The 14,446-nt window shown below is 43.0% G+C and carries 10 protein-coding genes; 7 read left to right on the top strand and 3 right to left on the bottom strand.

Annotation, left to right across the window (positions count from 1 at the left end):
- The first annotated feature begins 35 nt into the window (after nucleotides 1-35).
- The 6 genes from rpoZ (at nucleotide 36) to NLF92_RS06940 (ending at nucleotide 6,595) form a co-directional block, all read left to right on the top strand.
- Nucleotides 36-305 carry a DNA-directed RNA polymerase subunit omega gene (rpoZ, locus tag NLF92_RS06965; protein ID WP_254100196.1) on the top strand — a complete coding sequence of 90 codons (270 nt, stop codon included), beginning with the start codon at nucleotides 36-38 and terminating at the stop codon, nucleotides 303-305.
- Nucleotides 306-379: 74 nt separating this feature from the next.
- Nucleotides 380-2,500 carry a bifunctional GTP diphosphokinase/guanosine-3',5'-bis pyrophosphate 3'-pyrophosphohydrolase gene (gene spoT / locus NLF92_RS06960; protein WP_254100194.1) on the top strand — a complete coding sequence of 707 codons (2,121 nt, stop codon included), beginning with the start codon at nucleotides 380-382 and terminating at the stop codon, nucleotides 2,498-2,500.
- A gap of 61 nt (nucleotides 2,501-2,561) precedes the next feature.
- Nucleotides 2,562-2,948: a RidA family protein gene (locus NLF92_RS06955; RefSeq protein WP_254100192.1), complete on the top strand. Its 387-nt coding sequence runs from the start codon at nucleotides 2,562-2,564 to the stop codon at nucleotides 2,946-2,948.
- Between the two features lie 5 nt (nucleotides 2,949-2,953).
- Nucleotides 2,954-3,649, top strand: a complete 696-nt coding sequence (trmH, locus tag NLF92_RS06950) for a tRNA (guanosine(18)-2'-O)-methyltransferase TrmH (protein ID WP_254100190.1) — start codon at nucleotides 2,954-2,956, stop codon at nucleotides 3,647-3,649.
- Entirely contained in the window at nucleotides 3,646-5,730 is a 2,085-nt protein-coding gene (recG, locus tag NLF92_RS06945) for an ATP-dependent DNA helicase RecG (RefSeq protein ID WP_254100188.1), read from the top strand. Before trmH ends, recG begins: the two co-directional genes overlap by 4 nt.
- Nucleotides 5,723-6,595, top strand: a complete 873-nt coding sequence (locus NLF92_RS06940) for a class I SAM-dependent methyltransferase (protein ID WP_254100186.1) — start codon at nucleotides 5,723-5,725, stop codon at nucleotides 6,593-6,595. Before recG ends, NLF92_RS06940 begins: the two co-directional genes overlap by 8 nt.
- Before the next feature lie 66 nt (nucleotides 6,596-6,661).
- Here the strand turns inward: NLF92_RS06940 and pmbA are convergent, their stop codons facing one another.
- Complete coding sequence (gene pmbA / locus NLF92_RS06935) at nucleotides 6,662-7,993, bottom strand: metalloprotease PmbA (RefSeq protein ID WP_254100184.1); 1,332 nt, start codon at nucleotides 7,991-7,993, stop codon at nucleotides 6,662-6,664.
- Nucleotides 7,994-8,062: 69 nt separating this feature from the next.
- Between pmbA and yjgA the strand changes: the two genes are divergently transcribed.
- The gene (yjgA, locus tag NLF92_RS06930; RefSeq protein ID WP_254100182.1) at nucleotides 8,063-8,575 is read left to right on the top strand and encodes a ribosome biogenesis factor YjgA; all 513 of its coding nucleotides are present in this window, start codon (nucleotides 8,063-8,065) and stop codon (nucleotides 8,573-8,575) included.
- 51 nt (nucleotides 8,576-8,626) lie between these two features.
- Here the strand turns inward: yjgA and tldD are convergent, their stop codons facing one another.
- The gene (gene tldD, locus NLF92_RS06925; RefSeq protein WP_432420214.1) at nucleotides 8,627-10,033 is read right to left on the bottom strand and encodes a metalloprotease TldD; all 1,407 of its coding nucleotides are present in this window, start codon (nucleotides 10,031-10,033) and stop codon (nucleotides 8,627-8,629) included.
- Between the two features lie 283 nt (nucleotides 10,034-10,316).
- Nucleotides 10,317-14,396: a YhdP family phospholipid transporter gene (locus NLF92_RS06920; RefSeq protein WP_254100178.1), complete on the bottom strand. Its 4,080-nt coding sequence runs from the start codon at nucleotides 14,394-14,396 to the stop codon at nucleotides 10,317-10,319.
- Nucleotides 14,397-14,446: the final 50 nt, after the last annotated feature.

Below are 14,446 nucleotides of genomic sequence, written 5' to 3'. Positions count from 1 at the left end.
TTTTTGAAAAATAACCTCATTTTGCGGAGAAAATTATGGCTCGTGTAACAGTTGAAGATGCCGTTGACCAGATTGGTAATCGTTTTGATTTAGTGTTAGTTGCTGCAAAACGTGCTCGTCAGATTGCTACAGAAGGTAAAGATCCATTAGTTGAAATGGGTAATGATAAAGCGACTGTAGTGGCTTTACGTGAAATTGAACAAGGTTTAGTAAATTACGATACCTTAGAAGCTCAAGCACTAGCTGATCAGCAACAAGCACAAAGCGAAGAATTCTCTTTCGTAGCCAGCGCTTTATCTGAATAATCCTCAGTAAAACACTAGCATCACAGGGCTGAGTGAAGTATTCTTATATTTCGTAATTTTCTTGTGATGCGACAGTGTATTTATTCGAAGGTCTAAAACAAAAAATCTCCTCCTATTTGCCACCTGAAAAAGTTCAGATGGTGCAAAATGCATTTGTGTTGGCCAAAGAGGCCCATGAAGGACAAATGCGCTCCAGTGGTGATCCCTATATTACCCACCCAGTTGCTGTTGCAGGGATCCTTGCCGACATGCAATTTGACCATGAAACCCTTATGGCTGCTCTTCTTCATGATGTCATTGAAGACACCCACTTTGACCACGCTGATTTATGTGAGCACTTTGGTGAGGTGGTGGCCAATTTGGTAGAAGGGGTGAGTAAGCTAGATAAAATCAAATACTCTTGCAAAGAAGAACTACAAGTCGAAAACTTCCGCAAAATGATGATGGCGATGGTGGAAGACATTCGCGTTATTTTAATAAAGTTGGCAGATCGAACGCATAACATGCGTACTCTTGGGGCTTTACGTCCAGATAAACGCCGTCGCATTGCGACCGAGACATTAGAAATTTATGCGCCTTTAGCCCATCGTCTAGGTATCCATGACATGAAAAATGAACTGGAAAACCTAGGCTTCCAAGCCATGTACCCTATGCGTCATCGGGCTTTACAATCAGCTGTTAAACAAGCACGTGGTAACCGCAAAGAACTGATTGATAATATCTTTGGTGAGATTGAGTCACGCCTCCAAGAGCATGGACTTGATGCTGAAGTAAAGGGGCGAGAGAAACACCTTTATTCCATATATCGCAAAATGAAAAATAAAGTGATGGGATTTGACGATGTTATGGATATTTATGCGTTTCGTTTAATCTTTAATAAAGTGGACGATTGTTACCGTGCACTAGGTGCGATGCATAGTTTGTATAAACCCATTGAAAATCGTTTTAAAGACTATATCGCGATACCTCGTTCGAACGGTTATCAGTCATTGCATACCTCATTGAAAGGACCACATGGGATCCCTGTTGAGATCCAGATCCGCACCAAAGAAATGGATATCATGGCGGACAAAGGTGTCGCAGCACATTGGCTATACAAAACGAATGATGATGATAATACGAGTTCACAATTAAAGGCGCGACAGTGGACCCAATCGATTTTAGAACTACAACAAAGTGCCAGTTCATCATTCGAGTTTAAAGAAAACGTTAAATCCGATCTATTTCCAGATGAAATCTATGTGTTTTCACCAAAAGGTAGAATTGTAGAATTACCCATGGGTTCATGTGCTGTTGATTTTGCTTATGCGGTCCATTCAGATATCGGTGATTGCTGTGTAGGTGTTCGTGTAGATAAAAAGTCTTACTCATTGTCTAGGCCTCTTGAGAATGGTCAAACGGTGGAGATTATTACGTCACCAAGAGCAAAACCCAATGCCAGTTGGTTAAATTATGTAGTAAGTGCGAGAGCCCGGGCTCGTATTCGTGCGTATTTACGCAAACAACAAACTGATGAAGCATTGGTCATGGGTACGCGCCTCTTGAGGCACGCCCTTGGCTCAACCAAGTTGGAAGATATTTCACAGGTCGATATTGAACGTGTTTTAGCAGAGACGAAACATGATAGTTTCGAGAGTATTTTAGAAGACATTGGGCTGGGTAATGAATTAAGTGCGATTGTCGCTAGAAGATTATTAGGCGATACAGATAGTAATGACTCACTTACTGGAAAAGTGGGTAAAGTCGCTATTAAAGGAACAGAAGGATTATTGTTGCACTACTCGAAATGCTGTCATCCGATCCCAGATGATGAGATTGTTGCTATCCTAAATCCTGGTAAAGGGATGATGATCCACCAGATCGGGTGTACCAATATCCGTAAGTTGACCAAAGAAGAACCGCAGCGAGTGCTGGCGATGGAATGGGATGATTCGGTTGAGGGAGATTTTAGAGCGAACATGCGCATCGAGTTACTCAATCACCAAGGCACCCTTGCGACGTTGACGAACACCATCGCTAGTTGTGATTCGAGTATCATTCATCTAAAAACAGATGAAAAAGAAAGTAACGTGTACTTTATTGATTTGGAATTAACGACGCGTAACCGTGTACATATTGCGGATATCATGCGCAAAATACGGAATATGCCAGAAGTCCAAAAAGTATCTCGTCACAGTCAGTATAAAAACACATAACCATTTATTTTTTTTCACAGGCCTCGTCTTGAGGCCTTTTTACTTATTAGGAATACATATTATGACCAAGAGCGTCGTTCACACAGATAAAGCCCCTGCTGCCATCGGTACGTATAATCAAGCAATTAAAACTGGCACAACTGTATATCTATCTGGGCAAATCCCACTGGTACCTGAGACAATGGAATTTATCTCTGAAGATTTTGCTGAGCAAGCTCATCAGGTGTTTAAAAACTTAGCTGCGGTATGTGAAGCTGCCGGTGGCGATTTAAATGACATGGTAAAAGTGAATATCTTTTTGATTGATTTAGGTCAGTTCGCTACCGTCAACGAAATTATGGCTCAATACTTCAACACACCATACCCTGCCCGTGCAGCGGTTCAAGTTGCAGCTTTACCCAAAGGTGCACAAATTGAAATTGATGGTGTATTAGAACTCGCTGAGTAAAAACGATGACTCCAGAACGCCTACAGCGTATCAATGATATGTTGGCGTTGCGTCAAACTGATTTAACAGTGTTACTTGAAGAAGTGCATAAACCACATAATGTATCGGCGATTATCCGGTCCTGTGATGCGGTCGGTGTGCAAAATATTCATACTGTTTGGTTTGATAAAGTTGCGACAATTCGTCCTATTTCTATGGGAGCACATGACTGGATTGATATCCATTCACATCGGACTGTAGATACAGCAATTACGACATTAAAGGGCGAGGGTAAACAAGTGCTAGTTACGCATTTGTCAGACTCCGCTATCGATTTTCGTGACGTCGATTATACCAAGCCAACGGCTATTATCTTTGGCCAAGAACGGTTTGGCGCAACGGAACAAGCTATCGCCCAATCCGATCAAGATATTGTCATTCCGATGATGGGAATGACACAATCTTTAAATGTATCTGTAGCTGCTGCTTTAATTTTATACGAAGCACAGCGGCAAAGACAAAAAGCTGGTATGTACGAGAATAATCAATTACCGGACGATTTACGGCAGCGGATTTTGTTCCGAGGTGGTCATTCTCTCGTATACAAACAATGGCAGGAGCATGGTGAGTTACCTTATCCTGAGATTGATGAACAAGGCGAAATTGTCGCTTCGGATACGTGGTGGCAAGCGCTCAAACAAGGGAATCCAAATAGGCAATGACCAGTACCGGTGGATTAGGGCAGCGACCCGTTAGTGAACTTAAAGGTGTTGGCCCTAAAATGGCCGAAAAGCTTGCTATGTTTGGGCTACGGACTATTCAAGATGTTTTGTTTCACTTGCCTCATCGCTATGAAGACCGCACTCGGATCTATAACATATGCGATTTATATCACGGGCTCCATGCTTCTATCCAAGGTGAAATAACCCACAGTGAAGTGACTTTTGGTCGGCGCCGTTCTCTTGTGGTTAAAATTGCTGATAATAGTGGTTCTATTACCTGCCGCTTCTTTTATTTTAATGCTGCCCAAAAAAACGCAATGGCGGTTGGGCAGACGATGCGTGCTTATGGCGAGTTTCGACGGGGTAAAAACGGTTTGGAAATCGCTCACCCTGAATACAAAATAATTCAAGATGGTGAAATCGTTGCTGTGGCAGAAAGTTTAACACCCGTATATCCAGCGACTGAAGGGATCAAGCAGATCACCTTACGAAATCTTACCGAACAAGCTTTACTTTCGTTACAGAAAGGTGCTTTAGCTGAACTATTCCCAGCCGGGTTGTACGATACTCAAATCACGCTAGAAGAGGCGCTATTAACTGTGCATCGTCCCACACCCGATATCTCAATGGAGTTGATGACCGAGGGTAAACATCCTGCCCAACAACGTCTTATTCTCGAAGAGTTGATGGCGCATCATTTGAGTATTTTGCAAGTACGTGCCAATAATGTGGTGCAACCAGGTTTTGCAATTACCGAAGGCGCTGATCTACAGGCTCAGTTTTTAGCGACTCTCCCGTTTTCGCCAACCAATGCACAAGCGCGCGTCACCCGAGAAATCATGCATGATATGTCTCAACCATATCCAATGATGCGTTTGGTACAAGGTGATGTTGGTTCTGGTAAAACACTCGTGGCGGCTATGGCTGCGCTACCGGTCATTGCTCAAGGTTTCCAAGTGGTATTGATGGCGCCAACCGAGCTGTTGGCCGAGCAACATGCGAACAATTTTGCCCAATGGTTAGAGCCTCTAGGTATTAATGTAGGCTGGTTAGCAGGGAAGCTAAAAGGCAAAGCACGAGAAAGTGTCTTGGCACATCTAATCAGTGGTGATATTCAGTTGCTCGTTGGCACGCATGCTGTATTCCAAGAAAAAGTACACTATAAAAACTTAGCACTGGTGATCATCGATGAGCAACATCGTTTTGGGGTGCATCAGCGTTTGGCTCTGCGCGAAAAAGGTGAGCAACAAGGAGTGTTTCCACACCAGCTTGTGATGACTGCTACGCCAATTCCTCGAACGCTAGCAATGACCGCATATGCTGATTTGGATACGTCTATCATAGATGAACTACCCCCAGGACGGACACCGGTGAAAACGGTGGTGATACCGAATGCTCGGCGCGATGCGATCATCCAACGTGTGCATACCTCAGTGACTCAAGACCAGCGCCAGGTGTATTGGGTCTGCACGTTGATAGAAGAGTCCGAAGTCTTGCAAAGCCAAGCTGCTGAAGATACTTTTGTGGCGTTAAATACGGCCTTGCCGGATCTGCGAATTGGGTTAGTACATGGGCGTTTACATGCCAAAGATAAACTCGAAATCATGCAGCAGTTCAAGGAAGGTAAGCTAGATGTATTGGTGGCAACGACAGTGATAGAGGTGGGTGTCGATGTACCTAATGCTTCTCTAATGATCATTGAAAACCCAGAGCGATTAGGTTTAGCTCAGTTGCACCAACTGCGTGGACGAGTGGGTCGAGGTTCGGTGGAGAGTCACTGTGTATTGATGTATGACGGGAATTTATCAAAAACAGCAACGAAACGTTTAGGTGTTTTAAGAGAATCAAATGACGGTTTTTATATTGCTCAGATGGATTTGGAAATTCGCGGCCCAGGAGAAATATTAGGCACAAAACAGACCGGGTTAGCAGATTTGAAAATCGCAGATTTAGTCCGAGATGGACATATGATAGAGCAGGTACAAAAGCTAGCGACCCATGTATTTGAACAATATCCCTCACATGCCAATGCTATTGTGAATCGTTGGTTGGGTAATCGCGAGCAATACACTAATGCATAAAACCGGATTCGCCAAAAATACTATGCGCTATTTACAACAAGACAGTGGTGGCTTTCCCATTCGTGTTAGTGCCGTAATGCCAAATGAATATAAACCTACTTATGTTGCAAAAGTAGAAGCGTGTGCGGAAGAATTTAGTCTTCAGGTGAAGACACAGTACGCTGAGATCCCCGAGCCTGGTTTTGTGCTGACCATGAGTGAAGACGGTTTAGGTCTTAGTGATACTAACGATCCTAAAATGCTGCCATTACAAGTTGATTTTACTTCATCAGCATTAGCTTATCGCAAAGAGAAGGGTGGCGGTCGTAATGAAGCGATTGCCAAAGCAGTAGGCATCAAAGGCAAAGATTCCTTACATGTAGTTGATGCTACAGCGGGTTTAGGTACAGATAGTTTTATTTTAGCCGCGGTAGGTTGTAATGTAACTATGTTGGAGCGGACTAATGTGGTGTGTGCCTTGCTCCAAGATGGTTTACAACGTTTGGCTGAAAATCCTGAGTACAATGAATTAAGTGAGCGCTTACATCTGCTATGTGGCAACGCAGGTCATATTTTGAAAACGTGGTCAGATGGTAATAACGGTGCTGAACAGGTGCAATTAGGTGTGCCTGATGTGGTGTATTTAGATCCGATGTTCCCTCATAAGAAGAAATCAGCGGCAGTGAAAAAACCCATGAAAATGTTTCAAACGCTTTTAGGCTTTGATGACGACGCAGATGATCTACTCACCCCTGCGCTAGACTTAGCTAAACAACGCGTGGTAGTAAAGCGCCCTAATTACGCTGATTTCTTAGCAGGTAAACCGCCAAGTATGCAAATTAAAGGCAAAAAACATCGTTTTGATGTGTATATTTGCCATAAATAAGTGCGTTAAATATCACCTCGTTAAGCATACACCGATTATGTATTTTGGCGATGCCGCAAGAGCCGGTTATTCGCCGGCTATTTGCATTTCAGAGATTAATAAAGAACCCGTAAATACACTGCCACGAGTCTCTATATCGGCACTGATCCCGACTATATTCATAAACATGTCTTTGAGATTACTAGCAATGGTGAACTCACTGATAGGGTATTGAATCACGCCATTCTCTACCCAATAACCAGCAGCACCGCGAGAATAATCTCCAGTCACACCGTTTACTCCTTGTCCCATTAATTCCGTTACGAGCACTCCTGTACCCATTTCCTTAAGTAATGCTGCTTGGTCTGTATGAGTCGTAGAAACTTGCCAATTATGCACGCCTCCGGCATGGCCGGTGGAAGGGAGGCCCATTTTACGGCCAGAATAAGTGGTCATTAGATATAAACCTAGAATACCTTGCTCAACAATCGTGCGGTCTATTGTTGCGACGCCTTCATGATCGAATGGTGTCGATGCCAATGCTTGGGGTAAATGAGGTTGTTCTTGGATGGTTAGCCAGTGGGGCAAAATTTGGGTATCGATACTATTTAATAAAAAAGATGATTTACGGTATAAACTCCCACCGCTTATTGCTGATACCAAATGCCCAAAAATAGAACTCGCAATTTGCTTATCAAATATAACGGGGTATTTACCTGTATTGACTTTTTCTGCGCCTAATCTCGCTACCGCCTGTGCAGCCGCTTCTTTCCCAATCGATTCAGCACTGAGTAAACGGTTTGCTTTACGATCTACTGTGTAAGCATAGTCGCGTTGCATATCATCGCCATCTTGGCCAATGACCACACAGCTCAAAGAATATCTACTCGATGGGTAACCAGCCAGAAAACCATGTGAATTACCATAGACTCGACAACCGATGTTGGCATTGTAAGAAGCGCCATCTGAATTGGTAACTCTAGTATCAGCATCGAGTGCATATTTTTCTGCTGCCAATGCCAAAGCTAATCCTGCTTGTGTATCTAGCTCTTCCGGGTGATACAAATCGCAGTCAGGGATATCTGTGGCCAAAAGTGCTTTATCCGCAATCCCGTTACACGGGTCTTCTTCGGTATATTTAGCAATTTCGATCGCTTTACTCACTGTGAGTTCCAGTGCGGCATGACTCAGATCAGCCGTTGATGCAGAGCCTTTTTTATTGCCTACATAAAGGGAAATACCTAAACCACCGTCGTTGGTAAACTCTACGGTTTCGACTTCTTGCATCCGAGCGGATACCGCAATTCCTTGCACTTTTGACATGCTTGCTTCTGCTTCGGTTGCGCCTTTTGCTTTTGCTAAAGCAAGGACTTCAGCCACTGCATCTTGGATGTCTTGAAGTTGTTGTTTCATTTGCATATAAGATTTTTGTCCATGTGTTACGTAATCTTGCTACAATAGGTAGCAGTAAAACTACGATGAATAATTATGTCACATTTTGAAGATATTCCTGACGACGAACCTGAGTACGTCAGTAAAACCCAATTAAAAAGAGAAGCAGATGCACTATTTCAGCTCGGTCGACAGATTGTCGAGCTTACGCCTGCTACCTTAAAAAAATTTCCTATTGATGAAGAGTTAATGGATTCCATTGAACTTGCCCATCGCATCAACAAGAAAAAAGACGGTTATCGCCGTCAACTACAATTTATTGCTAAACTTTTACGTCAGCGCGACACTGCTGCTATCGCCAATGCCTTGGAAGTTTTACAAGCAAAAACAAAACAATCCAATGCTGCGTTTCATGCTTTAGAACACACCCGTGATAATCTGATCAAAGGGGGTGACGATGCGATTCAAGCGTTATTAGATGAGCATCCTCAGCTAGACCGTCAACGCCTACGTCAGTTAGTGCGTCAAGCAAATAAAGAAACAGCCCAAAATAAACCGCCTAAAGCGTATCGTGAGTTATTTCAGTATTTGCGTGAAGAAACACTCTAATATCTCCGCCACTTTGATATTGTGTAAAGTGGCGTTGCATACTTTATCTAGTTAAGCGGTTCCACCCACAGTAATTTCATCTACTTTTAAAGACGGTTGACCAACACCGACAGGGAGGCTTTGTCCATCTTTACCACATACACCAACACCACGGTCGAGTGCTAGGTCGTTGCCTATCATGGATATTTTTCCCATAACTTCAGGTCCATTTCCGATCAACGTTGCCCCTTTGATTGGTGTCGTGACTTTACCGTCTTCGATGAGATAAGCCTCTGAGGTAGAAAAAACGAACTTACCCGATGTAATATCCACTTGGCCACCACCAAAATTTGGTGCATAAACCCCTTGTTTAATTGAAGCAAACATTTCTTCTTGGCTATGTTCACCATTTAACATATAGGTATTTGTCATCCGTGGCATGGGCAAATGGGAATATGATTCTCGTCGACCATTACCTGTAGGTGCTACGCCCATCAATGCCGCATTGTGTTTGTCTTGCATATAACCTTTGAGAATACCGTCCTCGATGAGGACATTGTACTGACTTGGTGTTCCTTCATCATCAATGGTCAATGAACCACGACGGTCTGCCATAGTGCCGTCATCAACCACGGTGACACCTTTAGCAGCAACTTGTTCACCTATACGACCAGAAAAAGTAGATGCTCCCTTGCGGTTAAAATCACCTTCTAGACCATGACCGACAGCTTCATGTAATAACACACCAGGCCAACCTGCACCGAGTACAACCGGCATATTACCAGCTGGTGCAGCAACGGCTTCCATGTTGACTCTTGCCATGTGCAGAGCCTCATCAGCTAAACTTTGATAAAAAGGAATACCGTTTACGTCACTTTGGAAAAAACTGTAAGCGTAACGTCCGCCAGCACCAGCTCCACCACGTTCTCGACGTTCACCTTCTTCAAGCAAGACTGAGCAGTTAAGACGAATCAATGGTCGGATATCGGTTGCCCAAGTACCATCTGTCCCAATAACCATGATTTCTTCATACACACCCGTTAAGCTAACTGACACTTGTGACGCATTAGGTGCTTGTCCTCGGATGTAGCTATCAGTGGCTTTTAAAATAGCAATCTTTTCGGCTTCAGCCATCGCTAATAACGGGTTGTTTGCCATGTATTTCATGTCATTTTGCACGGTTTTAAATGGCTTCACGATAGGCGTCGTTACATCAGTATGATCAGCAATACTGCGAGCGGCTTTGGCGGCGTCTAAAAGGGCTGTTGCATTGATATCATCGGAGTATGCAAACCCTGTTTTTTCGCCACTGATAGCTCTGACACCCACGCCTCGTTCGATATTATAACTACCATTTTTAATAATACCGTCTTCTAATACCCAGGCTTCATGTTGTGATGATTGGAAGTATAAGTCTGCAAAGTCGATATCATGTTGGGTCAAAACACCCAGCGTGTTATTAATTTGCTGAATAGAAATGTCTGATGCGTCTAATAAATTTGTTTGTACCGAATCGGTCACAATCTCTCCTAAAAATACACGTGATATAGCAAGTGGTGAGAATAGCCGTCGCTATATGCATAGTGCGCTGACAATTTTGGTCTCATACCATTAAATTAGCAGGAACTCAGGGGATTGTCACGAAAGAACACAGAGCAATCACTAGGCAGCATTTTTTGTCAGCAATTCCTGACATGCAATGAGTATATATTACTCTATACTAAAAGCAGAGTTTGAAAAAATATAGGTGTCTTTAGGACGACTAACTATTGGGTGGGGGGAGCAGTATAGGGATCCCTTGCTTGTCTAATTCTGTTAAAGGTGCTGATTCTTCCGGCAAACTTGGTTGTAGGCGAGCAGGGAGTTGAATTTCAGCGCTTTTTCTACCAAGCTCAGTAATGACCGGTTCAGCAAATGTCCCACTCACAGAATATTCAACATTGGAAAATACTTTAGCTGAGGTGAGTACCTCATTCACCGCTAATGCTGCTAAAGCGGTGGGAGGATTTACCATAAAGTACACTAGGGCCGGTAGGTTTCCCGTAACATTTGGTGCAAAAGCCATATTGTAATTCAGCTCTTGGTTAACCAAGTCGGAGTAACCCGCGATCTCAATCTCTCCGGCACCACCATCAACTACCGTATCATTGGTAATCGCAACGCCATTTTCCAAGACTAGCGTGCCTGTAATTTGTTCATAAAAGAACCCTTTGGCAAAGACATCGCGAAAATCGAGACTTAATTTTCTGATCAGTGAATCTAAAGATAGGACCGTAAATATACGGGAACCTTGGTCGCTAATTTCTGTGAGATAACCGTCATCTAAACGCCAATCAACCGCCCCGTTCAAAGTATCAAAGTTAAACGCATAGGGTGCGGCTTGCCAATTGACAGTAAACTCGAAGTTAGCAGCTGAGTCACGCATTCCTGTTTCTAAGCCAAAGTCATTTAAAAAACGACCAAAATCTTTACTTGTGAGTGTCCCTTCAAGTCTAGTTGAGCCAAGTATGCTTTTGTCATCATGATGTTTAGAAGCTGGAGCGTTCGTGTTAGAACGCTCTGAAACAATATCACTGACGGCTACGTTAGTTGACGAATCCATCGGTGACTGGGTCGGAAATAACCACTCTCCAGTGGTTTGTAACATGCCTTGAGAGTTTTTAAACGAGATTTCCTCTAAGATCATACCCGAAGCAGTGGGTTTGGCGCTTAAGTTTATTTCTCCGAGGTCTTTACCCAGAATTTGACAGGCACCACAAGTAAAAGATATGGGGGGTAAGTTACGCAGGATATCTAAGTTAACCTCGGTTAACTGTTCATCCTCAGGGGAGTTAACAGTATCAAGGTTGATAAAATCAGCAGTGATATCAATGCCGTTACGTAACCAGTCATTAAACAATTTAACGTTGCCCCGTGCTTCTTCAGCATTGATATCAATTTGCCAATTGTTATCTGCTTGTTTCGCTACTGCTTGGACATTATGTATCGTCTGACCGGCAAAATGCAAAGCTTCGGTATCGATAAAAATGCGTTCTGGTTGATTAAATAAACCTTTGTTTTGAATCGGTTTTTGTATACCGCTAAGCAACATGTCGAGTGTTTCATACCACTCATTCACATACATTTCTGGCAGGTTTGCTGAAATACTAAAACCGACCCCAAGTCCTGAAAAATCTGAGTCACCCAAAGCTAAATGCGCTCTAGAAAATTGACCTTCGCTATATGGTAAGACACCTTCAAACTTAATATCAGAACCGATTTGCGCTTGCAGGTTGAGGTTTTTCTCATCGCCATTGCCTAGGACAACTAAGGGGGTATTTTCATTTTTTGCTTTGTTAAACGGGGCCGCTAAGCTGACTTGTGTGCCGTTTAAGTTTGAGGTGACGGAAAAATCATAATTAAACCCCTCTGCTAAAAAAGCTAAATCAATGTCCGCTTCCCAAGCAACAGCACCCTCAATCGCTGCGGTGTATGTTGGTGACAGCTGGGCTATCAATGCTGCACTATCCCAATCGCCATTTAGACTGATTGCTACTGCGTAGGCGTCGTCTTGACGTTGCGTTTTGGCATCAATAATAATGGGTTGTGACAAGAGATTCGCTCGTAAATCGCTGATTGTGACCGTATCATCAACAAAAGTAATCGCACCTGTAGTCTGGCTTAATGTTGTATCAATATCGTTGAAAACAATGTAATTATTGGGGAGCTCAACCCTTCCCTTGGTTACGATTGGCGCATCATAAAAAGGGATTTGTAGCTCTAAATTAGCGGATAATTCATTAGAAATAATGATATTTTCAGTCAGTAATTTACCCAAAGAGTCTTGTAGGTTTGAGTTTTTCATCACTTCTGATAGGGCATATCCAGTACCTTCCGCACTTGCCTTAATGGTCAGTAAACTATCGCCTGAAAGCCCAGGAATGGTCGCAACTAACTCGTCAACACGCACATCCATAAGTTGCGCAGACGGAGCTGTCATCATCAGATCTGCGTTTTCAAAAAATAGCTCCAAAGACAGTTCTGTTAAGCTCGGCCAGCCTTGTGCAAATAGAAAGTGGGTATCCACAACGTTCACTTTGGCTTGAAATACCCCATCGTTATCTGAGTACGGGAATTCGCTGGGACTGCCATGCCATAATATATCGGCTTGGGTAACTCTACCTGGTTGTGCTGATGTTGCTAAAGCCGATTGTAAGTATTGATAGGTATTTTGCCCGAGATATTTTTTGGGTAACAATTGCGTCAAATGTGTTACATGCTCAGGGTTGATCGAACTAACTAGAGATAAGCTTTGTTCCATCTGGGGTAAATATTTCACTACGAGTTCGATATCTGTCAGATTAGAGGTCACATCAGCCTCAGTATGTAAGGCTTCGAGTACGCCGTCTTCGATAGTGATATAAGTCTGAATATTGCCACTGACAGCCGTCAAGTTTTGTCCGATTAACGCTTCTGTGATGAGTACACTGTCGTTGAATTGAGTATCTGCGAAAGCAGAGATCCTGTTATTAGCGCCATGTATCGTTACATTTAAAGCGGCATCTTGTATGCCAGGTACCGCAGTTTCTGCAAAATCAATGGCGAGTAGCTGCGCTTTGAGGAACCACTCATGTGCTGCTATGTGTGCTGTTAAATTCGTCAAAGACGCCTCTGGTGCCGCAATGACTAAAGAATTTTGTAGATCAGATTCTGGCGTAGAAGTGAATTGGATTAGGTCATTTAACAGCCCGATGTTCATCGTGTCAGTAAGCTGTATATCGATACTGCCGTGCTGATTGACACTACCCACTAATGCCAAGGATAGTGGTTTATCGGCAATATTTAACGCGATATCATTAGCGTTAAATAGCCAACCTGAATGGTGTGGTTCAGCAAAAAAGTTGAGCTGAGTCAGTCCCAATAACAAACTATCGTTAGTTGCGTTCTGTAGGAGGACTTTACTAGGGTTGATCTTGCCGATTATGTGACTTATGTGCGAATTTTCTACATGAACCCATAATTGTCCATCGATATTGCTTTCTGTTATTGACAGTGTATCTGGTAGTAGGTTTTGGGTTAAAGATGCCAGAGCTATATTGTCTGTTTGGAGATATATCTGGCCTTGTAATTCGTCTTCATCACCGGTCAGATCAACTGCAATTGAAGCAATATTGTCTGGTTTATTTTCTAAGGAAACAAAACCTTTCCCTTTGTGTTGTTGTCCCTGGTTCAACCAACTGAGTTGTTGAATATGGATCTCATGGGTTTGTTGTTGATTATTAATTGCGACTCGAGAATCAATCACAGAAAAGTAGGTAAGCTTGTTTAGTGCAAGATCCTTTAGGGCTTCTATAAATAAGGTTGGTGACTGCTCACTATCGTTGTATTCACCAATTAAATAAGGATCGTTCTGACTCTGTGTCGTACTAGTCTGCTCTGTTTGTGGAGCCAAGGCCCGGTCTATTACATCCTGTTCATCTGTACGGATATCAATGTCTGCACCGAGCACTTCAAATTTGTTGGTCACAAAAGCCAGGTTCAATATCGAACCTAGTACATCGATATCAACATACAGTTCATCAATCCTGACGTTAGTTGCGGTTCCGTCAGTGGCACTAATCACTAGCTGATTAAGTTTTAGCTGAGGACTGGCTTGTTGCCATTCGGCTGAGATGGATGAAATAGAAACATTGGCATTTAATCGTTGGGCTAAAAATGTAGTAATGTAGTCATTGGCTTCATCAATGTGGGGTAAACCAAGACGAACAGTTGACAATAAAACGGCCACGACCAACAAACTGATGGCTAAAAAACGCCATAAGCTACTAATTATCCTGTTGGTCAAAGTATTCGGTTGTTTCAATTTTTGCCTTTATCTAAAAAATAGCGGCAGAGAAAACTACCGTCATTTAA

It is taken from the genome of Opacimonas viscosa (genome assembly GCF_024199005.1).
GTDB lineage: Bacteria > Pseudomonadota > Gammaproteobacteria > Enterobacterales > Alteromonadaceae > Opacimonas > Opacimonas viscosa.
Note: the sequence above shows the minus strand (reverse complement) of the source record. Positions and strands in the feature narration are given on the sequence as shown.